Source organism: Aeromicrobium sp. WCS2018Hpa-31, assembly GCF_031843905.1.
In the GTDB taxonomy this organism is placed as follows: domain Bacteria; phylum Actinomycetota; class Actinomycetes; order Propionibacteriales; family Nocardioidaceae; genus Aeromicrobium.
This window is the reverse complement of the sequence record NZ_JAVTJF010000001.1, coordinates 83,629-104,941: the sequence shown is the minus strand read 5'-3', so window position 1 is coordinate 104,941 and position 21,313 is coordinate 83,629. Positions and strand designations below refer to the sequence as shown.

Annotated in this window: 15 protein-coding genes; 6 read left to right on the top strand and 9 right to left on the bottom strand. The window is 71.5% G+C overall.

Going from position 1 to position 21,313, the window contains the following annotated elements:
• Positions 1–23: 23 nt before the first annotated feature.
• A complete protein-coding gene (locus tag RQG84_RS00520) occupies positions 24–1,205 on the bottom strand; it encodes an acyl-CoA dehydrogenase family protein (protein ID WP_311208371.1) in 1,182 nt (393 codons plus the stop codon).
• Positions 1,206–1,357: 152 nt separating this feature from the next.
• Between RQG84_RS00520 and RQG84_RS00515 the strand changes: the two genes are divergently transcribed.
• Positions 1,358–3,124 (top strand): acetyl/propionyl/methylcrotonyl-CoA carboxylase subunit alpha, encoded by a 1,767-nt coding sequence (locus tag RQG84_RS00515; RefSeq protein WP_396135208.1) that lies wholly within the window; start codon positions 1,358–1,360, stop codon positions 3,122–3,124.
• A 6-nt stretch (positions 3,125–3,130) separates the two neighbouring features.
• On the opposite strand, the gene RQG84_RS00510 is transcribed toward RQG84_RS00515, so the two are convergent.
• The 6 genes from RQG84_RS00510 to RQG84_RS00485 all read right to left on the bottom strand — a co-directional run bounded on the left by RQG84_RS00510 (position 3,131) and on the right by RQG84_RS00485 (position 12,141).
• Positions 3,131–3,514, bottom strand: coding sequence for a phage holin family protein (locus tag RQG84_RS00510; RefSeq protein WP_311208369.1), 384 nt, complete (start codon positions 3,512–3,514; stop codon positions 3,131–3,133).
• 47 nt (positions 3,515–3,561) lie between these two features.
• Positions 3,562–5,886 carry a SpoIID/LytB domain-containing protein gene (locus RQG84_RS00505; RefSeq protein ID WP_311208368.1) on the bottom strand — a complete coding sequence of 775 codons (2,325 nt, stop codon included), beginning with the start codon at positions 5,884–5,886 and terminating at the stop codon, positions 3,562–3,564.
• A 121-nt stretch (positions 5,887–6,007) separates the two neighbouring features.
• Positions 6,008–7,363, bottom strand: a complete 1,356-nt coding sequence (locus RQG84_RS00500; protein ID WP_055968960.1) for an NAD(P)H-quinone dehydrogenase — start codon at positions 7,361–7,363, stop codon at positions 6,008–6,010.
• Positions 7,364–7,414: 51 nt separating this feature from the next.
• Entirely contained in the window at positions 7,415–10,900 is a 3,486-nt protein-coding gene (gene mfd, locus RQG84_RS00495; RefSeq protein ID WP_311208367.1) for a transcription-repair coupling factor, read from the bottom strand.
• Positions 10,901–11,467: an aminoacyl-tRNA hydrolase gene (pth, locus tag RQG84_RS00490; RefSeq protein WP_055968966.1), complete on the bottom strand. Its 567-nt coding sequence runs from the start codon at positions 11,465–11,467 to the stop codon at positions 10,901–10,903.
• Complete coding sequence (locus RQG84_RS00485; protein WP_056552436.1) at positions 11,464–12,141, bottom strand: 50S ribosomal protein L25/general stress protein Ctc; 678 nt, start codon at positions 12,139–12,141, stop codon at positions 11,464–11,466. The genes pth and RQG84_RS00485 overlap by 4 nt, the downstream gene beginning before the upstream one ends.
• Positions 12,142–12,398: 257 nt before the next feature.
• Between RQG84_RS00485 and RQG84_RS00480 the strand changes: the two genes are divergently transcribed.
• The 4 genes from RQG84_RS00480 (at position 12,399) to RQG84_RS00465 (ending at position 17,614) form a co-directional block, all read left to right on the top strand.
• The gene (locus RQG84_RS00480) at positions 12,399–14,198 is read left to right on the top strand and encodes a HAMP domain-containing sensor histidine kinase (protein ID WP_311208366.1); all 1,800 of its coding nucleotides are present in this window, start codon (positions 12,399–12,401) and stop codon (positions 14,196–14,198) included.
• Positions 14,198–15,277 (top strand): diguanylate cyclase domain-containing protein, encoded by a 1,080-nt coding sequence (locus RQG84_RS00475; protein ID WP_055968976.1) that lies wholly within the window; start codon positions 14,198–14,200, stop codon positions 15,275–15,277. The genes RQG84_RS00480 and RQG84_RS00475 overlap by 1 nt, the downstream gene beginning before the upstream one ends.
• Before the next feature lie 95 nt (positions 15,278–15,372).
• On the top strand, positions 15,373–16,833 hold the full coding sequence (locus RQG84_RS00470) for a glycosyltransferase (RefSeq protein WP_235497452.1): 1,461 nt from the start codon (positions 15,373–15,375) through the stop codon (positions 16,831–16,833).
• A gap of 52 nt (positions 16,834–16,885) precedes the next feature.
• Entirely contained in the window at positions 16,886–17,614 is a 729-nt protein-coding gene (locus RQG84_RS00465; protein ID WP_311208365.1) for a hypothetical protein, read from the top strand.
• A gap of 61 nt (positions 17,615–17,675) precedes the next feature.
• On the opposite strand, the gene RQG84_RS00460 is transcribed toward RQG84_RS00465, so the two are convergent.
• Positions 17,676–18,743 (bottom strand): response regulator transcription factor, encoded by a 1,068-nt coding sequence (locus RQG84_RS00460; protein WP_311208364.1) that lies wholly within the window; start codon positions 18,741–18,743, stop codon positions 17,676–17,678.
• A 66-nt stretch (positions 18,744–18,809) separates the two neighbouring features.
• Positions 18,810–19,802 (bottom strand): glycoside hydrolase family 6 protein, encoded by a 993-nt coding sequence (locus RQG84_RS00455; RefSeq protein ID WP_311208363.1) that lies wholly within the window; start codon positions 19,800–19,802, stop codon positions 18,810–18,812.
• Between the two features lie 130 nt (positions 19,803–19,932).
• Between RQG84_RS00455 and RQG84_RS00450 the strand changes: the two genes are divergently transcribed.
• Positions 19,933–21,312, top strand: coding sequence for a hypothetical protein (locus tag RQG84_RS00450; RefSeq protein ID WP_311208362.1), 1,380 nt, complete (start codon positions 19,933–19,935; stop codon positions 21,310–21,312).
• The last annotated feature ends 1 nt before the right edge of the window (position 21,313 follow it).

The window sequence follows — 21,313 nt, the reverse complement described above, 5'->3', positions numbered from 1 at the left end:
CCGGGCCACCACCGGGCCGCGACTCACTCGACCGGCAGACCCAGACCACGGGCGATCAGCATGCGCTGCACCTCGCTGGTCCCCTCGCCGATCTCCAGGATCTTGGCGTCGCGGTAGAACCGGGCCACGGGGTACTCCTCCATGAAGCCGTACCCGCCGAAGACCTGCGTCGCGATGCGGGTCCCGGTCACGGCCGACTCCGTCGCGTGCAGCTTGGCCACCGACGCGGCCTGCTTGACCACGGCGTACGGGGCTCCGGCATCCTTCAGGGCCGCGGCCCGGTAGGTCAGGGCCCGCGCCCCCTCGAGCAGCACGGCGAGGTCGGCGATCTGGAAGGCAACACCCTGCTTCGCACCGATCGGCACCCCGAACGTCTGGCGCTCCCCCGCGTACTGCACGCACAGGTCGAGGCAGGCCTGCAGGCAGCCGACCGAGAGCGCCGAGATCGCGATGCGTCCGTCGTCGAGCGTGGCGAGGAACTGGGCGTAGCCACGGCCGCGCTCGCCGAGCAGGTGGTCGGCGGGGACGCGCGCCCCCGTGAAGGCCAGCGGGTGGGTGTCGGAGATGTGCCACCCGAGCTTGTCGTAGGCGGGCTCGGCCACGAACCCGGGCGTTCCCGCGGGCACCATGATCGCCGAGATCTCAGGACGCCCGTCGGCGCGCTCCCCGGTACGTGCGGTGACGGTGACGACCGACGTCAGGTCGTTGCCGGAGTTGGTGATGAACTGCTTGGCGCCGTCGACCACCCAGGTGTCGCCGTCGAGCACGGCGCGGGTGCGGGTGGCGCCCGCGTCGGAGCCAGCTCCGGGCTCGGTGAGGCCGAAGCCCGCCAGGGCGCGACCGGCGACCAGGTCGGGCAGCCAGCGCTCCTTCTGCTCCGCGGTGCCGAACGCGACGATCGGGGTGATCCCGAGACCGACCCCGGCCTGGAGCGTGATGCCCATCGACTGGTCGATGCGACCGAGCTCCTCGATCGCGACGCACAGGCTGGTGAAGTCCGCGCCCGCGCCGCCGTACTCCTCCGGCGCCGTGAGGCCGAAGAGACCGAGGTCGCCCATCTCGCGCACGACGTCGACCGGGAAGTGGTGCTCGCGGTCCCACCGCGCGACGTGGGGCGCGATCCTCGACTCGGCGAACTCCCGCACCGTGCGGCGGAAGTCCTCGTGCTCGCGGGAGAGACCGGACAGCTGTGCGACGTCGACCATGCCCTCAGGTTAACACTCGTTAACCCGACGGTCGGACGTCCGCGTGACGTACCTCATCCACCCTCGGGCCGTCCCGCCCCCTACACTCGGCAGGCAGTGCCCGCCCCCGCCCAGCCTGTCCATCCCGAGGAGAGCCGTCCGTGAGCAAGCCCCTGCAGAAGGTCCTGATCGCCAACCGTGGAGAGATCGCGGTCCGCGTGGTCCGAGCCTGCAAGGACGCCGGCATCGGCAGCGTCGCCGTCTACGCCGAGCCCGACCGCGACGCGCTGTTCGTCCGGCTCGCCGACGAGGCCTACTCCCTGGAGGGCTCGACCCCGGGCGACTCCTACCTCTCGATCGAGAAGATCGTGGCCGTCGCCCAGCGCTCGGGCGCCGACAGCGTGCACCCGGGCTACGGCTTCCTCGCCGAGAACGCCGAGTTCGCCCAGGCCGTCATCGACGCCGGACTCGTCTGGATCGGCCCCCCGCCCGCGGCCATCGAGGCCCTCGGCGACAAGGCCAAGGCCAAGCAGATCGCCCAGACGGCGAACGCCCCGCTCGCTCCCGGCACCAAGGACCCCGTCAAGGACGCCGACGAGGTCGTGGCCTTCGCGCAGGAGAACGGTCTGCCGGTCGCCATCAAGGCCGTCTTCGGTGGTGGCGGTCGTGGCCTCAAGGTCGCCAAGACCCTCGAGGAGATCCCCGACGCCTACGAGTCCGCCGTCCGCGAGGCCGTCAGCGCCTTCGGTCGCGGCGAGTGCCTCGTGGAGAAGTTCCTCGACAAGCCCCGCCACGTCGAGACGCAGTGCCTGGCCGACAGCCACGGCAACGTCGTCGTGGTCTCCACGCGCGACTGCTCGCTGCAGCGCCGCCACCAGAAGCTGGTGGAGGAGGCCCCCGCGCCGTTCCTGTCCGACGACCAGCTGGCGCGCCTCTACGAGTCGTCGAAGGCCATCCTCAAGGAGGCCGGCTACGTGGGCGCCGGCACGTGCGAGTTCCTCGTCGCCGCCGACGGCACCATCAGCTTCCTCGAGGTCAACACGCGCCTGCAGGTCGAGCACTGCGTCTCCGAGGAGGTCACGGGCATCGACCTCGTGCGCGAGATGTTCCGCATCGCCGCCGGCGAGGAGCTCGGCTACGGCGACCCGGAGATCATCGGCCACTCGATCGAGTTCCGCATCAACGCCGAGGACGGTGGTCGCGGCTTCCTCCCGGCTCCGGGCACGCTCACGAAGTGGGCTCCCCCGAGCGGCCCGGGCGTCCGCCTCGACGGCGGCTACGAGGAGGGCGAGACCGTGCCGGGCGCGTTCGACTCGCTCATCGCCAAGCTCATCGTCACCGGGCGTACCCGCGAGCAGGCCATCGAGCGCTCCCGCCGCGCCCTCGACGAGTTCGTCGTCGACGGCATGCCGACGGTCATCCCCTTCCACCGCGACGTGCTGGACGACCCGGCCTACAACGCGTTCAACGGGTCGTTCGACGTCTACACGACGTGGATCGAGACCGACTACGACAACCAGCTCGAGCCGTACGCGGGCGCCTCCGAGACCGACGAGCCCGCCGAGCGTGAGCGGGTCGTCGTCGAGGTGGCCGGCAAGCGCGTGGAGGTCGTCCTCCCCGGCGGACTCGGAGCCGTGGCTGGCGCCGCGAGCGGTGGCGCCAAGAAGCAGAAGCGCAAGGGCGGCAAGGCCGCGGGCGCCGCCGCGTCCGGTGACTCCCTCACCTCGCCCATGCAGGGCACCGTGGTCAAGGTCGCCGTCGAGGAGGGCCAGGAGGTCGCCGCCGGCGACACCGTGCTCGTCATCGAGGCCATGAAGATGGAGCAGCCCATCACCGCGCACAAGGCGGGCACCGTCACCGGGCTCTCGGCCGAGATCGGAGCCACGATCGGTGCCGGCGAGGTCGTCGCGACGATCGCCGACGCCCCCGCTGCGGAGTAGCGGCCCTCAGGCCTCGACGGGCGGCACGTCCGCCGGGGCCTGGGTGTCGACCTCGCCGTAGGCCACCCCTGCGGCCCAGACGACCAGGATCACGATCGCCCAGGTCCACGGACCCTCCAGGTCGAACCCACGGCGGGGCACCACGGCGTCCGTCAGCACGAGGGCCGCCGCCGTGACAGCCAGACCTCCCAGGACCGCCGACGGTCTGGCCAGACGCGCGTCGAGCGTCGCCGAGACACGCCTGAGCGCGACGGCCAGGACGGTGAAGAGCGCGACTGCGGCGACGAACCCGCCCAGGCGGATGTCGAAGCCGGGCAGGAGCAGTGCCGCCGCGGCGAACGAGGCGGCGTTCGCCAGTGCTGCGAGAGCGAACGACCGGAGCAAGGACATGCGTCCCAGTATGCGCGGGCCCGCTGCTCCGGAGCCTGCCGGCCCGGTCAGCGGAAGCGCAGGTACGCCGACTTCAAGCCCAGGCCGAAGCGCAGCTCGGGTCCCGTCACGGTGATCGTCTTCTTCGAGCCCACGACCTGCGCCGCGTCCACTCGTCCGCCCCACGCTCCGACGCCAGAGCGTTTGGTGATCTTGATCGACTTCAACGTGCCGATCGAGGGGAACGCCTTCTGCACCGCGCTCGCGGTGACGGACGCGGTCCAGCTCGAGTTCGGGTTCCCGCTCCACGAGTCGTACGGGTCGGTCTTGACCTTGAGGTACGGCTGGCCACCGGAGGCACTGACGCCACCCGAGGACGACGAGTACTGGGTCAGGGCCGGTGCACCGTCGAAGGTCAGGATGTCGCCAGCAGTCTCACGCACGGCCACGTCGGTCGACGCGGTCTCACCGGCGACCCCCTTGTAGACCTGGCAGGACGTCGTGTCGCAAATGTCGTAGACGCGGGTCGGAGCGAGTGCCCGCGCGGCGTACGTGCGTGCAGCGACGGCCTGGGCCTTGAGGGCCTCCTTCTTCCAGCTCGAGGGCATCTCCGATGCCACGACGCCGCGCAGGTAGTTCTCGAGCGTCAGGACGTTGAGGGTCGTCCGCTTCGTCGAGCCCGACGAGGGCGGAGCCGACCGCACGATGCTGCGGTACCCAACGCTCTTGCCGTTCGGCATCACGAGACGGATCACGCCGCCGGAGACCTCGAACTGGCCCCAGCCCGTCCAGGACGCGCGGAACGACTTCCATGTGCCCTTCTCGCGGTACTGCAGGACGGTGCGCTTCTGGTCCGACGCGACCCGCACCATCCGCCAGCGGTCGATGGTGGTGCCACGGGTCGTCTTCGTCGGAAGCGACGTACTGGGCTTGCCGATCTGGCGGGCTCGCATGGAGCTGGCCGGGAGGACGGTGAGCGTGGGGTCCGTCGCCGCACTCAGCAGCACACGCACGGAGCCGCCCTTCTCGGTGCGCTTCGTCCCGGGGTAGTAGGTCGAGAGGATCGTGGCGTAGCCGACACCCTCACGCGCGGCGCCCTGGGCTCCGTACTGGCTCATGCCGATCCCGTGGCCGAAGCCGCGGCCCTCGAGGGCGATCTTGCCGCTCGAGAGGCGTGAGACGTCGCCGGTCGACGGCGTCGCCGAGGGCTTCGGGGTCGGGGAGGGCGTCGCGGTCGGGGAGGGCGTCGCGGTCGGGCCATCGAGTCGCTTCGCCACCATGCTCCGCAGACCACCCGACTGCGTCAGCCACGCGTACCCGTAGCGCCCGGGGCACGCCGTGCTCTTGACGTCGCGGTGACCCATGATCCGGTTCACCTTCTTGCCCCCGAGGGAGTACGTACCGGTCGCCTTGAGGCCGGCGAGCGAGTGGCGCCACGCGATGAGGTCCGCGACCGCGGTCTTCATGGCTGTGGGGACCTGCGCGACGTCGTAGTTGCCCATCATCGAGACGCCGACCGTGCGCTCGTTGGCGGCGTTGACCCCGGCGTGGGCACCGCGCACCATCTTCGTGATGCCGCCCTTGCGGCCCTCGAAGATCTGGCCGTACTTGTCGACGAGGAAGTTGTAGCCGATGTCGCACCAGCCCTGGCTGCCCGTGTGGTACGCCTGCGTGGCACGGACGATGCCCGCGGACTGGGCCTTGGTGTAGCTGTTCGAGCCGGCGGTGTGGTGCAGCGTCGTGCCGAGCATGGAGGCTCCGTACACCGGCGCGTTACAGGACGAACCGCTCTTGGCGCCCCACGAGGCGCGGCTGATGATCTTGGGCTGGCCGACAGCGGCCGCCGTCGGCATGATCGCGCTGCCGTTCTCGCCATCGGTGACCGTGGACACCCGCACACCACTCGGCGAGCGCCCGGACGGGGTGCTGACGCGGACGTCGACGCCGTCGGACTCCCCGACCCAGAGCGGGTCGGTGCCGGGACGCACGCCGGTGGACGCGGGATCGGTCGGTGAGGTCTCCAGGGTGGTCCAGTCGCTCCAGCCGTCGGCAAGCGAGCGCCAGCGCACCTCGACCGTCGGGTCCTCGTCGGTCGATCCGGCGTCCCACGTCACTCCCAGGAGCGAGAAGGTCTCGGTCGACCGGGTCAGCTCCGCGGCCGGCTCGGGCTCCTCGGCCTCGGGGGTGCTCGGCGCCGTCTTCTGGTCGGGGCGGGCCTCGTCCTCGGTCGGGTCGACCGAGGGCACCTCGGTCTCGGTCACCTCGGCGGGCTTCGCCTCGGCGGTGACGACAGCCGACGGTGCGGCATCGGACGTGGAGACGAGGGAGGCCACCGCGACGGCGGAGACGACGGCGAACGGGACAGTTCGCCGGACCAAGGTCCAGGGGCGCATGGGGAAAACCGATCCTGTGACAGATGTGACGGATGTGACGAGCGAGCCAGGCCAACGGAACCACACATCGGCGGCGACTTCCACCGGTGTGCGTGAACTACACGCCTGTCATTTCCGCAGGTCAGCGGGGGTGCAGACTGCGAGCCGCCTCCGCCACCGAACCCGACAGCGACGGGTACACCGTGAAGGCGTCGGCCACCTGGTCGACCGTCAGGGAGGCGGACACGGCGAGCGAGACGGCGTGGATCAGCTCGCTCGCTCGCGGGCCCACCACCACTCCCCCCACCACGACGCCCATGCCGCGGCGCGAGAAGAGCTTGACGAAGCCGTGGCGGACGCCCTGCATCTTGGCGCGCGCGTTCGTGGCCAGCGGCAGCATCACGACGTCGACGTGCAGGCCGGCCTCGTCGATCTTGCGCTGCGACAGGCCGACGGTCGCGATCTCCGGCGACGTGAAGATGTTGCTCGAGACCTTCTGCAGGTCGAGCGGGTGCACGGCGTCACCGAGCAGGTGCGCCATGGCGATGCGGCCCTGCTGGGCCGCGACGGAGGCGAGCATGAGCACCCCGGTGCAGTCGCCGGCCGCGTAGATGCCGGGAACGCTCGTGCGCGAGACGCGGTCCACGCGGACGAAGCCGTTCTCGTCGAGCACGACGCCGGCCTCCTCCAGCCCGAGGTCCGCGGTGTTCGGGATGGAGCCGAGGGCGAGCAGGCAGTGCGACCCGACCACCTCGCGACCGTCGGTGAGCGTGACCACGACCTGGTCGCCGTCGCGCCGCACGGAGGCCATGCGGGACTGGCCCATGACGGTCATGCCGCGCTCGGTGAAGACGTCCTCGATGAGCTCGGCGGCGTCCTCGTCCTCACCGGGCAGCACCCGGTCGCGGCTCGAGACGAGCGTGACGCGGGCGTCGAGCCCGTTGTAGGCACTCGCGAACTCCGCGCCGGTGACGCCGGACCCCACGACGATCATGTGGTCGGGGATCTCGCGCAGCGCGTAGACCTGCTCCCAGGTGAGGATCCGCTCGCCGTCGGGGAGGGCGTCGGGGCTGACCCGTGGGTGCGCTCCGGTGGCGACCAGCACGGCGTCGGCCTGGATGGTGCGACCGTCGACCTCGACGGAACCGGCGGAGACCAGCCGGGCGGATCCCTTGACGAACTCGATGCCCTCGCGCTCGAGGCGTCCGGCGATGTCGGCGGACTGGGCCAGTGCCAGCTTCATGACCCGGTCGTTCACCGCGGCGAGGTCGGCGCGGACGTCACGCGGGACCTCGACACCCAGCTCGGCCGAGGACTCGACCTCGGTCAGCAGGTCCGACGTCGCGATGAGCGTCTTGCTGGGCACGCAGTCCGTGAGGACGGTCGAGCCGCCGAGGCCGTCGCGTTCGACCACGGTGACCTGAGCCCCCAGACGCGCCGCCACGAGCGCGGCCTCGTAGCCGCCTGGTCCCCCGCCGATGATCACCACATGAGTCACGGCGCCATTCTCGCACCGTGCGACGCCCTGCCCCGCCGGGGGCGGACCTGCTCAGGCGACGAGGGTCTGCACCACGGTGTCGACCCACTCGAGGAGCTCGCGCCCCCGCAGCGGACGACCGCCCACGGCGGCCGTGCGCGGCGCCGGGACGAGGGCCACGTCGGTGGCCGGCTTGTAGATGCTCTTCGGGTACACCCGACGCAGACGCATCTGCGCCGACTCCGGGAGCGAGAGCCCACCGAAGCGGATCTGCGACCCGGCGGAGGTGACCTCGGTGAGGCCGGCGGCACGCACCGCGACCCGCAGCCGCGCGACGTCGAGCAGCACCTCGGCGACCTCCGGCGGCTCGCCGTAGCGGTCCACCAGCTCGGCACGCAGCTCGGCCACGTCGTCGAGGGAACGGACGTCGGCCAGACGCTTGTACATCTCCAGACGCAGCCGCTCGCTCGGCACGTAGTCGTGCGGCAGGTGGGCCTCGACCGGGAGCTCGAGCTTGACCTCGCGGGCACCCTGCGGCCCGGCCTCGCCCTCGCCGCGGAACTCCGCGACCGCCTCGCCGACGAGCCGGACGTAGAGGTCGAACCCGACGTCGGCGATGTGCCCTGACTGCTCCCCGCCGAGCAGGTTGCCGGCGCCGCGGATCTCGAGGTCCTTCATGGCCACCTGCATGCCGCCGCCGAGCTCGGAGTGCTGGGCGATGGTGGCCAGCCGGTCGTGCGCGGTCTCGGTGAGCGGCTTGTCGGGCGGGTACAGGAAGTAGGCGTAGGCGCGCTCGCGCCCTCGGCCCACGCGGCCGCGGAGCTGGTGCAGCTGCGACAGGCCGAGGGTGTCGGACCGCTCGATGATCATGGTGTTGGCGTTGGAGACGTCGAGGCCGGACTCCACGATGGTCGTGCAGACGAGCACGTCGTAGCGCTTCTCCCAGAAGTCGACCATCACCTTCTCGAGCTGGTGCTCACCCATCTGGCCGTGCGCGGCCGCGATGCGTGCCTCCGGCACGAGCTCGCCGAGCCGTCGGACGACCTTGTCGATCGACTGCACCCGGTTGTGGATGAAGAACGCCTGGCCCTCGCGCAGCAGCTCGCGCCGGATCGCCGCGGCGACCTGCTTGTCGTCGTAGGCGCCGACGAAGGACAGCACCGGGTGGCGCTCCTCCGGAGGCGTGGCGATGGTGGACATCTCGCGGATCCCCGTGACGGCCATCTCGAGGGTGCGCGGGATCGGGGTGGCCGACATGGCCAGCACGTCGACGGCCGCCCGCAGGTGCTTGAGGGCCTCCTTGTGCTCGACGCCGAACCGCTGCTCCTCGTCGACGATGACGAGTCCGAGGTCCTTGATGCGGACACCGGGCTGGAGCAGGCGGTGGGTGCCGACCACGAGGTCGACGCTGCCGTCGGCCAGGCCCTCGAGCGTGGCCTGCGACTCCTTCTCGGTCTGGAACCGCGACAGGGGCTTGATCGTGACCGGGAACTGGCCGAAGCGCTCGGCGAAGGTGGCGTAGTGCTGCTGCACGAGCAGGGTGGTCGGGACCAGCAGGATCACCTGCTTGCCGTCCTGGATGGCCTTGAACGCCGCGCGCACCGCGATCTCGGTCTTGCCGTAGCCGACGTCGCCGCAGACGAGCCGGTCCATGGGGACCTGTCGCTCCATGTCGCGCTTGACCTCGTCGATCGTGATGAGCTGGTCGGGCGTCTCGACGAACGCGAAGGCGTCCTCGAGCTCGGCCTGCCACGGCGTGTCGGGGCCGAAGGCGTGACCCTTCGTGGACTGCCGTGCCGCGTAGAGCTTGATCAGCTCGCCGGCGATCTGTCGGACGGCCTTGCGCGCCTTGTTCTTGCGCGCCGTCCAGTCCGCGCCGCCCAGCTTGTCCAGGCTGGGGCTCTCGCCGCCGACGTAGCGGCTGACCAGGTCCAGCTGGTCCATGGGCACGAACAACCGGTCACCGGGCTGTCCGCGCTTGCTGGGGGCGTACTCGATCACGAGGTACTCGCGGGCCGCGCCCTGGATCGTGCGGTTGACCAGCTCGACGTACCGACCCACACCGTGCTGCTCGTGCACGACGTGGTCGCCCGCCTTGAGCTCGAGCGGGTCGACCTGCTTGCGGCGGCGCACGGGCATGCTCGAGCGGTCGGGGCGCTCGGCGGCCCGCTGGGCCACGAGGTCGTCGTGGGTGAGCAGCACGGCCTTCTCGGCGACGAGGCCGTGGTCCACGTCGGCGACGAGTACCGCCACGACGCCGCTCCCCGCCTCCGGCGCCGGAGTGTCCCCGTCCACGAGTGCAGCGGGCACGTCGTGCTCGGCCAGCCACTCGACCGTGCGCTGGGCCTGCCCGGCGGCCGGTGCTGCCACGACGACGAACCGGCCGTCGGCCAACCAGCCGCGGACGTCGGCGACGGCCTGCTCGGTGTCGCCGCGGTACAGCGGCGCCGCCTCGGCGGGCACGACCACGGTGTCCTCGTCGTCCAGACCGAACGGAGACAGGTTCCACCACGCGAGGCCACGCGCCAGGGCGACGGCGCGGACCTCCTCCAGCTCCTTGAACGCGGCCGCGCCGAGGTCGATGGGAGCGGCGGCGCCGGTGGCCGCGGCCGCCCAGGACGCCTGCAGGAACTCCTCGTTCGTCGCGTTCAGGTCGGCCGCACGCGCCCGCACCTTCTCGGGGTCGTTGACGACCACCACCGCGTCGGCGGGGAGCACGTCGACGAGGAGCTCCAGCTCGTCGACGAGGACGGGAGAGAGCGACTCCATGCCCTCGACGGCGTGCCCCTCCGCCACCTTGCCGAACAGCTCGGCGAGCGCTGGGTGCTCCGTCGCCAGGGCGGCCGCACGGCCGCGCACCTCGTCGGTCAGCAGCAGCTCACGGCACGGCGGCGCCCAGAGGCGCTCCACCGCGTCGGTGGTGCGCTGGTCGGCGACGGAGAACCAGCGGATCTCCTCGACCTCGTCGCCCCAGAAGTCGATGCGGAGCGGGTGGTTCTCGGTGGGCGGGAAGACGTCGACGATGCCGCCGCGCACCGCGAACTCGCCGCGACGCTCCACGAGGTCGACCCGCACGTAGGCGGCGGCAGCCAGGTCGCGCACCACGTCGTCGAGCGGGGCCTGCTGACCGACCACGAGCTCGACCGGGGTGAGGTCGGCCAGGCCGGCGACCTGCGGCTGGAGGATCGACCGCACCGGCGCCACCACCACCCGCACGGGCGGCGCGCCGGCGCCGGGGTGGGCCAGCCGCCGCAGGACGGCGAGCCGTCGGCCCACGGTGTCGGAGCGCGGCGACAGCCGTTCGTGCGGGAGCGTCTCCCACGCCGGGTACACCACCACGGCGTCGTCACCGAGCAGCACCGAGAGGTCGGCGGCGAGCTCGTCGGCCTCGCGGGCCGTGGGGGTGACGGCGAGGACGGTGGAGGCGTCGGCCGCGGCACGGGCCACGAAGGGGCGCAGCGCGGCCGGTCCCTGCAGGGTGACGGTGCGCGGGCGCTGCGACACGACGTCGGCGAGCGACCCGGCCAGGTGGGGCGAGAGCAGTGCGTGGAGGTCCATCTACCGGTTGAACGCGCTCTGGGTCTCGGATAGTCCTCGCGTGAGGAGGCTCTCGACGGCGTCGGCCGCCTCCTCCAGCAGCACCGGGAGCTCCTTGCGCTCGGTGGACGAGTACGGCTTCAGCACGAAGTCGTGCACGCTCTGGCGACCGGGCGGACGACCGATGCCCACGCGGACCCGGTGGAAGTCGCCGGTGCCGATCGACTGACGGATCGACTTCAGTCCGTTGTGGCCGTTGTCGCCGCCACCGAGCTTCAGACGGAGAGCACCGAAGTCGATGTCGAGCTCGTCGTGGACCACCACGAGGTGCTCGGGCTCGACGTCGAAGTACGACGTCAGGGTCTTGACCGGTCCGCCGCTCTCGTTCATGTACGAGCGGGCCCGACCGAGCACGGCGCGCTCGCCGGCGAGCCGGCCCTCGACCACCTCGGCGCGGCCGGACGTGTGGGCCTTGAACCGACCGCCCATGCGGTCGGCGAGCACGTCGGCCACGAGGTAGCCCACGTTGTGCCGGGTGGCGGCGTACGTGGGGCCCGGGTTCCCGAGCCCCACGACCAGCCAGGTCACGACTCGGAGTCGGCGTCCTCGGCAGGCGCCTCGGCGTCGTCACCCTCGGCGGCCTCGGCGGCCTCCTCGTCGGACTCGTCACGCTCGATGCCGGCCTCGGCCTCGGCCTCCTCCAGCTCGGCCTCGACCTCCTCGGCGGTGGGCGCAGCGGTCACGTTGACGATGAGCAGCTCGTCGTCGACGACGAGGGTCGAGCCCTCGGGCAGCGTGAGGTCGGAGGCGAGCACCTGGGCGCCGACCTCGAGGCCCTCGACGGACACCTCGACCGACTCCGGGATGGCCGTGGCCTCGGCCTCGAGGGAGACGCTCGCGTTCTCGAGCACCACGAGGGTGCCGGGCGCGGCCTCGCCCTCGACGTGCACGGGGACGTCGACGGTGACCTTCTCGCCCTTCTTGACGATGAGCAGGTCGGCGTGCTCGATGAAGCCCTTGAGCGGGTCGCGCTGGACCTGCTTGGGGATCGCGAGGTGGGTGGTCGAGCCCAGCGCGATGGAGAGCAGTGCGTTGCTGTTCTTCAGCGCGAGCATGAGCGCGTGGCCCGGCAGGGTGACGTGCACCGGGTCGCTGCCGTGCCCGTACAGCACGGCGGGCACCTGGTCGGCGCGACGGATGCGACGGGCAGCGCCCTTGCCGAACTCGGTGCGGGTCTCTGCGGGGATCTTGATCTCGGCCACGGGAAGCTCCTGGGGGTGGTGGTGCGGGAAGACGTGTGGGGCGGCCGCGTCGACGGCCGGGACGTCGCGACAGGCGCTCGAACACGACACTCCGTGGAGCGCCCTGTCGATCACGGTCGGACGGGCCGACCCTCGCCGAGGCAACTGCCGCAGCCTACCGCAGCCGGTCCTCGCCGGTGAAATCGGCCACCGCCCGCACCAGGTCGACCTCGGCCGAAGCGCCCTCGCGCCCGGCCTGGAATTGCTAGGGTTTCCCCATGCTGATGCCGACCTTCCCGGGACGTTCGGGACGGGTCACGTCGGGCGACGACGCCCCACCCCACGAGGCACCGCTCCACGAGGCACAGCCCCAGGTCGCGCCCAGCGAGGTCTTCGCTGCGCAGTTCCTCTTCCTCACGGCCCTCGCCTTCCCGGTCGTCGCCGCGATCGCCACGTCGCTGCCCGCGCACCCCGCGGTCTTCACCGTCGGTGCCGTCCTGGCCGGGTTCACGGCGATCCTGTCGGCCCTGCTCGGCTCGCTCGGCATCGAGCGTCGCGGCGCCACCGTGGTCGCGGCGACCCTGATCTGCCTGCTCGACGTCGTGGTGTGCAGCCTGCTGTTCTTCGCCGCACCGGGGTCGGGCTTCTTCGTCCTCGCCGTGCTCCCGGTGGCCTGGGTCGCCGTCCAGCTGCCGACGCCTCCGCGTGTCATCGTGCTCTCGGCGAGCCTCGTCGGACTGCTCACGGCCCAGGCCGTCAAGGACCTGAACGGCGACCAGCCCTGGCGGGCCGGCGTGGCGACGGTGCTCAACCTCGGCCTGCTCCTGTGCATGTCGTCGTGGGCGGGAAGCCGTTGGACCCGGCGGAACGTCGCGCAGCGTCGCCTCCTGGAGGCCCAGACCCGGCTCGTCGGGTCGGCGCTGGACTCGGCGCGCACCCAGGAGCGGGTGCTCGCGGAGGTGCTCGACGTGGTCGACTTCGTGGTGGTGACGTTCAACGCCGACGGCACCACGTCGGCCAACCGTGCCGCCGAGGACCTGGCCCGTCGCATCGGCGCGGTCGACGCCGCGTCGGTCGTGCGCGACGGGCCGTTCTACCTCGCGGACGGCACCACCCCCCTGGACTCCCGGTCCCACCCGCTCACGCTCTCGCGGGCGGGCGAGGAGGTCGAGCGCGCCCTGGTGCGCCTCGGCCATCCCGGGCCTTCGCAGGTACCGCTCCACGTGAGCGTGCGTCGGGTGGCCAGCCACCGGTCGGAGCGGTACGTCGTGGTCGCCCGTGACGTGAGCCGCGAGCTGGCCGACGAGCAGGCGCGCGACGACGCCGTGGCGGCCGTGTCGCACGAGATCAAGACGCCTCTCACGTCGGCCCTCGGCTACCTGGAGCTCGCGCTCGCCGAGCCCGACCTCGGCGACGAGGCGCGCGAGCTGATGGAGGTCGCGCTCGAGAACACCGAGCGCATGCTGGCGCTCTCGCGAGACTTCCTGACCGCCCGCAGCCGCACCCCGGGCGTCCCCCTCAGGATCGTGCGCGAGTCCTGCACCCCCAGCGCGGTGGTCCGGCAGGCGGTCGAGGGCGTCCGTCCCGTGGCCACCGAACGTCTGGTCACGGTCCGCGTCGACGCCGCCACCGAGATCGACATCGCTGCCGATCCGCTGCGTCTGCGCCAGGTCGTGGACAACCTGCTCACCAACGCCGTGAAGTACAACCGGTACGACGGCACCATCGAGGTGTCGGTCCGCGAGGCGACGCGGCCTCGACCGGTCGAGGCCGACGGCGGCGCCGGGTCGCCCCACGGGTCCCCCACGGTCCCGGGGGTGGAGATCGTCGTCGCCGACACCGGCCACGGCATGACCGAGGACGAGCTGCAGGCGCTCTTCACGCGCTTCTACCGCACGCGGGGCGCACGTGACTCCGGCGTGCAGGGCACCGGCCTCGGGCTGAGCATCGCGCAGCAGATCGTCGAGGCGCACGGCGGGATCATCGACATCCGCAGCCGCCCCGACCAGGGCACCACGGTCTCGGTGTGGCTGCCCGCCTCCGCCGACGTCTCGGCGGCGGAGCAGGACGTGGCCTGATGACCTCGTCCGAGCTGTTCCTCGCCGGGACCCTCACCGCCTTCCTCGCCGTCGCGGTGCCCTTCGCCCTGACCACGGCGCTGCGGCACAACGACCCGGCCAACCGGCTGTGGTGCGGGAGCCTCATGGCGGCCCTCGGTGCCGGTCTCGCCCCACTGATCGACCAGGTGTTCGTGCCGACGGTCGACGTCGAGGCCGCGGGGGCGGCGTGCGCCGTGATGACCTTCGGGCTGATGTGGTCGGGAGTGCGCTGGTTCCGCGGGGCCACGCCCCTGCCGGCGGCACCCCTCCTGGTCGCCACGGCCGTGCTGGTCGCCTGGTTCGCCCTCTCCGCCGCCGGGTCGGCCGTCATCCCGTCGGGCTACCTCGCCGCCTCGGGCTTCGCGGTCGCCACCATCGTGGAGCTGCACCGCGGGCCCATGCGCCTCAACGTCAACGTCAGCCTCCTCCAGGTCGTCCTCGGTCTCTTCGCCGCCGCCGCGACGATCAACTCCCTCCTGCGCCGCGGCGACGACGGCTCCACCGTGCTCCCGGCGACGTTCCTGGTGGTCGCGACCACGGTCGGCCTGCAGCTGCTGGTGTCGATGCGCGCCGAGCGGGACGGCGCGTGGTGGTCCGAGGACCACGGCACGGGACGCGTGTTCGGCGTGCACTCCCGGGAGCAGTTCCTCGAGGCCGCTGCCGACCGGCTCGGCCGTCTGGAGCTGCGTGGCGGACATGCCGCACTCCTGGTGGCCGAGGTCACCGATCTCGTGGAGCTCAACGAGGCCTTCGGTCGACGCGGTGGCGACCTCGCTCTCTCCACCCTCGCCGACACCCTGCGCCGTCACGTGCCCGCCTGGTCGGTGCTGGGCTACCTGGGCGTCGGCCGGTTCGCCGTCCTCGCCCCGGCGGACGCGCCCGAGCGCGCTGCGGAGATCGCCGCTGCCGTCGAGCACGCTCTCTACACCCGGTCCACGGAGCCCGGCCAGCCGCAGGAGGTCCCGGTCCCGGTGCTGCTCGGCACGGCCGACACCTACACGTCGCGCGCCGACCTGACCGCGCTGATGACGGAGGCGGAGACCGCACGCCACGCTTGAGGCAATCTTGAGCAGACCTTGATGACGTACCGAGGCGAAACCTGAGCGAGGGGCACCAGGCTGGTCGGACCGACCGATCCCTGCAGGAGCCCTCAGTGTCGTACGACCCCAGCGGACCCATGGACCGCCACCCCACCGCCTTCGACGCGTCGCCCGAGGCGCTGCACCGCGCGCTCGGCACCGCCGTCGAGGAGGTGGCCGGGAGCATCAAGCCTCGCGCCACCGTGGCCTGCGTCGTCCCCTCCTACAACGAGGCCGAGACGATCGCGTCGGTCCTGGACGCCCTGCTCGTGCAGACCCGGCTGCCGGACGTGATCCACGTCGTCGTGAACAACACGACCGACGAGACCGTGGAGATCGCCGGCCACTACGCCGGGCAGCACGTGCTGGACCGTCCGGAGGGCACCCAGCTGGTCGAGATCTTCGTGCACGACATCGGCGAGAACCCCGACAAGAAGGTCGGCGCTCTCAACTACGGCTTCTTCCTGGCGGAGGGCTGCGACTACATCATCGGCGTCGACGGTGACACCACGCCCGAGCCGACCGCGATCAAGGACCTCGTCGACGAGATCATGAGCGACGACCGCATCGGCGGCATCTCCGCGATCTACAGCATCGACGACAGCGCCCTGCCGACCGCCATGGCCAAGTTCCTCACCGCCGGGCAGCGCGCCCAGTTCGCCGCCTTCAACATGCAGAACCTGTTGCGCGGCCGGAACATGGCCGTCCTCGGCGGGCAGTTCTCCATCTTCTCCACGCAGGCGCTGCGCGACGTCATGACGCTCACCCACCAGCGCGCGCCCTGGGTCAAGGACAGCGAGGTCGAGGACTCGCTGCTGTCGCTGCAGATCAAGAGCGCCGGCTACCTGACGAAGATCAGCGCCACCGCCCGCGCCCACGTGGGTGGCATGAACACGCTGCGCGCCCTCGACGCCCAGCAGGTGAAGTGGAACTTCGGCGCGATCGAGCTGATGTGGCCGGGCCAGCGCGGCGACACGAAGGGACAGCCCTTCCACCCCAACCTGCGGCTGCGCTGGTTCGAGCACCTCTCGATGGTGCTCAACATCATCACGCGCGCCATGTTCTTCTCCCTGCTCCTCGCCAGCCTGTCGATCGACGCCTTCGTCTTCAGCCCGTGGTGGCTGATCCCACCGGTCGTCGCGATCCTGCTCAACTACCGGGTCGCCCGCTCCATGCACTACGGCCACCGGCGGGACATCCTGTTCGCCGTGCTGCTGCTGCCCGCCGAGATCTACATGTGGATCCGGATCGGGCACTTCGTACGCGCGTGGACGAAGTTCGCGAGCCGCAAGCAGACCGACAACTGGGCGGCGCAGGCGAAGGCCGAGCGCGGCTCGGGCAACAGCTACCTGTACCCCTTCGCCATCGCGCTGCTCGTGTTCGCGGCCGCCGCCGCCGCGTGGATGCAGCTGCCCATCGGGTTGAGGTCCGACGTGCTCGCCGTCGGCTGGCCGATCCTCGGTGTCATCACCGTGTCCCAGACCTTCTGGATGGGCATCAAGATCCTGCGCAACTACCGTGGCTACACGGTGTGAGCGCCCGACCGACCACCACCTCGCACCCCTGCTTCCCCGAAGGAACTCTCTCGTGACCAGCGCTCAGCCCCACCCGTCCCGTCGCGCCCGCCGGCCCCTCGCCGCCGTCGTGACCGCCGTCGTCCTCGCCCTCGTGCTCTCCTCGTGCGGCGTCCTGAAGGAGGACGCGCCACAGGCCAGCGATCCTGCGCCGACGGCCTCGGCCACCACGGCCTTCGACTCGCAGTTCACCCGTGACGGCACGTTCCAGTCGCACGTCAAGGTCGGGTCGATGGACTTCGTCTACACGATCTGGCCGACCAAGTCGACGCCGCGCACCAACGAGTGGTACCCCGGCGGCGACAAGTACTTCTCCTTCACGCTCCAGTCCTACGACCTGTCCCGCAAGCTCCGCGACAAGTTCAGCAAGAAGCGCAAGGTCTACCTCGACCGCATCGAGGTGACGTCGGCGACCACCACGCCCTCCGGTGCCGTCGAGAACCCCTACGAGCTCGACAAGGAGGCGAAGAAGATCACCTTCGACCCGCAGCCGGTCTCCACGAAGTACGGCATGCTCATCACCTCGCCCAAGGGCGCCTTCGAGCTGCGCAACCAGAAGATCGGCCCGCTGGCCGCCGACACCCAGGGCGTCACGCTCACCTTCAGCGCGACGGTCTGGATCCAGAAGTCACGCGGCAGCGACGAGTACGAGCCGGAGCTGGTGACCCAGGAGGTCCCCATCGCGATCTTCGCCTCGAAGAAGCCGACCGAGGCCCAGAAGATCCCGATCAACGCGAACTGACGGCGGCATCCCGGGCGGCGCGGGCACCGGCTCCTTCGGGGGCTCGCGCCCTGCCTCCGGCTCAGCCGTCCTCGGCCATGCGGTACCCGACACCCCGCACGGTCTCGATCCAGCGCGGCGTGGTGCTGGAGTCGCCGAGCTTGCGACGGATGTTGGCCATGTGCACCTCGACGGCGCGCTTGTCGGCCTCGTTCACGAAGTAGGTCGTGACGTAGTTCTGGCCGCGCAGCGTGAGGACGAGGTCGGCCTTGCTCCGCACACGGCGTCCGGTCGTCAGCAGCGAGGCGACGAGGTCGAACTCGGTCCGGGTCAGGTCGACGTTGCGTCCGTCGACCACGACCGTCCGCGTGTCCACGTTGACGGCGAGTCCGTTGGAGCGGAGCCACGCGTCCGCACCGGTGGCGGGGGCCGCAACGGCACCCGCGCTCACGGAGGGGGCGTGGGCGACGCCCACGTGACCCGCGGAGGACCAGCCACTCGCGGAGGGCGCCGCCGCTGGCACCGAGTGCACCGGGTGCGCGGACGAGTGAGCAGGGTGGGTCTCAGCTGCTGCGCGCTGGGCGGCGTGCTGGGCTGCCACGTGCTGGGCGGCGGCATGCTGAGCAGCGGGCGACGGCGCGACCTCGCGCTGGGGCAGGTGCTGCTGCTCCGCGTCGGACCGCGTGGGCTCGGCCGCGGGCTGGGCCCACTGCTGGGGCTGCGCCGGACTGGTCCGGTCGGTCGCGGCGGCTGCAGCAGTGGTGGTCACGTGCTGACGCGGGCGACGCATCACGGACTCGATCCGGGCGCGGAGCTCGCGGGGCCGGAACGGCTTCACGAGATAGTCGTCGGCTCCGGAGTCGAGACCCTGCACGACGTCGATCTCGTCGTCCAGACCGGTGAGCATGATGATGTAGGTGGAGCTGAACTCGCGGATCAGCTTGGCGGCCGCGAAGCCGTCCATGCCGGGCATGTTGACGTCGAGGGTGGTGAGCTCGGGATCGTGGGCGCGAACCGCCTCGACGCCCTCGGCGCCGTCCTTGGTCAGGATGACCTCGAAACCGCTCCGGACGAGGATCGTGCGCAGGAGGTGCCGGACGTCGGCGTCATCCTCGATGACGACCGCAAGGCGTGCAGAACTCTCTCCCATGGGTCGAGCGTAGCAACGACGGCGTCCATCGCCCCTGAAACCGCAGGAATGCGCTGCGGGTCACGATCACCAGCCAGCAGCGCGAGCGAGCTCGAGGGCCCGCTCGGTCCACCACGTGCCGGCCGCCGGACCACCTCCGCAGGAGCCGTCGCTCTCACCCGGCGGCTTGATCCAGAGATGGGCGTCCAGGCGCTCGTCGCCGACCGAGGGCGCGCGGCCGAGGGCCCGGCCCGGAGGGTTGCACCACTGTCCGTCGGACCCGTTCCCGTTGCGCCCGGTGTCGATCACGTAGTGCCCACCACCGAGGGCGTCGGCCACCGCGTCGGCGTACGCGCGTTCCGTGGCGTCGTCGGCGTAGAACGAGACGTTCGTGGAGAAGCCGCGGGCGTCCTCCACCCCGGCCTGCTGGAGACGACCGGCCATCTCCTCCGGTGCGACCCATCCCGAGTGGCCGGCGTCGAGGTAGGTCGTGACGTCCGCGTCGACGAAGCTGGTGACGGCGTCCTCGAGCAGCGCGATCCGTTCGTCGGGGTCCGCGCACTCCCCCGCGTCGGCCAGCGCGTCCGGCTCGACCACCACGGCGGAGGTCCCGATGCCGTCGGCACCGTCGGCCGCCGCCTGCACCCAGTCGCGGTACTGGTCGGGTGGGAGACCACCGGCCGACTCCTGGCCGCTGCAGTCACGGTCGGCGATGCCGTAGAGGACGAAGAGCGCGACCGAGTCCTCGTCGCGCGCCTGCACGGCGATGCGCCGCACGTGCTCCTCGACCGCGTCGACCGGAGTCGCCTCGGGGGTCAGCCAGACAGCGGTCGGGGTGGCAGCGAGCCGGCCCAGGATCCTGGCGTCGTCCCCGGCGGCGGAGGCAGCGGCGCGCGCCGCCTGCGACTGCGGGTCGACGTGCACGGCGGCCGCGTCGAACGGGTTCGACCCCTGGGCCCCACCCGGCCAGAAGGGAGGCCGGACGGGCACGCCCACCAGGTTCAGGGCGACGACGAGGGCGACGACGGCGGCGACGGCCGTACCGACGATCTCCAGGCGTCGCGTACGCCGGCTCTGCACTCGCGCTCCTCCCTCAGGCTTCGCTCAAGATTACCTTCAGATCGTGCAAGGCCGGGGTCGATCCGACGTTCCCGGACCTAGACTCCCGGACGGGAGACAGGCGCTGGGACGCGCCACCGGAGAGGGAGTCATGAACACCGACGCACGTCGTCGTGGCGCGCGCGCCGCCATCGTCCTGGCGGTCGCCGGCCTGCTGCTGGGGCTCGTGTCGCCCGTGGCCGCCGCCGAGCCGACCGGATGGGTCGCAGGCGACATCAAGGAGCGCGTCGGCAAGAGCACCCGCTACCTGTCCGGCATCAAGGTGCGCGTGTTCACCTCCGGGTGGGGCTACCTCCGCGAGGTCCGCACCAAGGGGACCGCGTACTCCCTCGACCTGCCCGCCGGCGACTACATCCTGCAGTTCACCGACACCAGGCCGCGCTACGACGTGAAGGCGCACGTGGACGTCGACGTCCGTGTCTCGGTCGAGGCCGGCGAGGGAACGCAGCGCGACGTGACGCTGCGCCGCGGCGGGGCCTTCACCGGTACCGTCCGCGCCGGCGGGAAGGTGGCAGGTGGAGCCCGGGTCCTCGCGGTCGAGAACGTGCCCGCCGGGTCCAACGGCCGCACCTACGAGGTGAAGGCCAACAGCCGCGGCCAGTACGCCATCGGCGGCCTGCCGAACGCGCGCTTCTCGCTCTTCACCTTCGACCGCGCCAAGCGCTGGACCGGACCGGCACGCGCTGCGGGCGCAGCCAACCTCGGTGTCGTCCGGTCGGTCAACGTCGCGCTCAAGCACCGGGCCGGATCGATGGTCGGTCGCGTCTACCGCGGCGACAACACCTTGATCTCCACGAGCCCGTGGGTGACCCTCGTCCACCGCACGACCGGCCAGTTCTGGGTCGTCAAGGTCACCCAAGGCCGGTTCAGCGTCCAGGGCCTCCACCCGGGTTCCTATCGCGTCCAGGTGCCCGGGACCGACGGGTACCTCGGCCGCACCGTGAACCTGTCGGGATCGGTGAGGTCAGGGCGCACCCTGAACACGTCGGTCAAGCTCGCCCAGCAGGGTGGCAGCCTCCGCGGGCGTGTGCTCGACGCGAGGACCGGCATGCCGGCCAAGGGCGTGAAGGTCTCGGCCTTCGACGGCAAGGGCGTGCAGCACGGCAAGGTCGAGACCGACGCGACCGGCTGGTTCACGGTGGGCGGCACCCTCCCCACCGCTACGTGCGACGTCAGCATCGTGATCGAGGACGAGGTCGACAAGAAGTGGCAGCCGGTGCGGCTCAACGGGCTGAGTGCCGTGCAGGGCATGGCGGTCGCGGCCAACCAGCCCCTGCTGCCCGACAGCACGTGCCGCCAGGTGCTCGCGGTCGAGGACGGTCAGCCCTTCATGCTGGTGCGCTCGCCCGCGTTCCCGTGGCCGTCCGCCACGCCCACGCCGAGCGCGACGTCCACCCCCAGCGCGACGCCGACGGCCACCCCGACCCCGAGCGCGACCCCGACGGCGACCGCCGCAGCGGGCGTCAGCTGAC

Excerpts from the sequence above, each read along its gene's own strand:
- RQG84_RS00520 (WP_311208371.1), bottom strand. The coding sequence starts at position 1,205 with ATGGTCGACGTCGCACAGCTGTCCGGTCTCTCCCGCGAGCACGAGGAC.
- RQG84_RS00510 (WP_311208369.1), bottom strand. The coding sequence starts at position 3,514 with ATGTCCTTGCTCCGGTCGTTCGCTCTCGCAGCACTGGCGAACGCCGCC.
- RQG84_RS00505 (WP_311208368.1), bottom strand. The coding sequence starts at position 5,886 with ATGCGCCCCTGGACCTTGGTCCGGCGAACTGTCCCGTTCGCCGTCGTC.
- mfd (WP_311208367.1), bottom strand. The coding sequence starts at position 10,900 with ATGGACCTCCACGCACTGCTCTCGCCCCACCTGGCCGGGTCGCTCGCC.
- RQG84_RS00480 (WP_311208366.1), top strand. The coding sequence starts at position 12,399 with ATGCTGATGCCGACCTTCCCGGGACGTTCGGGACGGGTCACGTCGGGC.
- RQG84_RS00475 (WP_055968976.1), top strand. The coding sequence starts at position 14,198 with ATGACCTCGTCCGAGCTGTTCCTCGCCGGGACCCTCACCGCCTTCCTC.
- RQG84_RS00460 (WP_311208364.1), bottom strand. The coding sequence starts at position 18,743 with ATGGGAGAGAGTTCTGCACGCCTTGCGGTCGTCATCGAGGATGACGCC.
- RQG84_RS00450 (WP_311208362.1), top strand. The coding sequence starts at position 19,933 with ATGAACACCGACGCACGTCGTCGTGGCGCGCGCGCCGCCATCGTCCTG.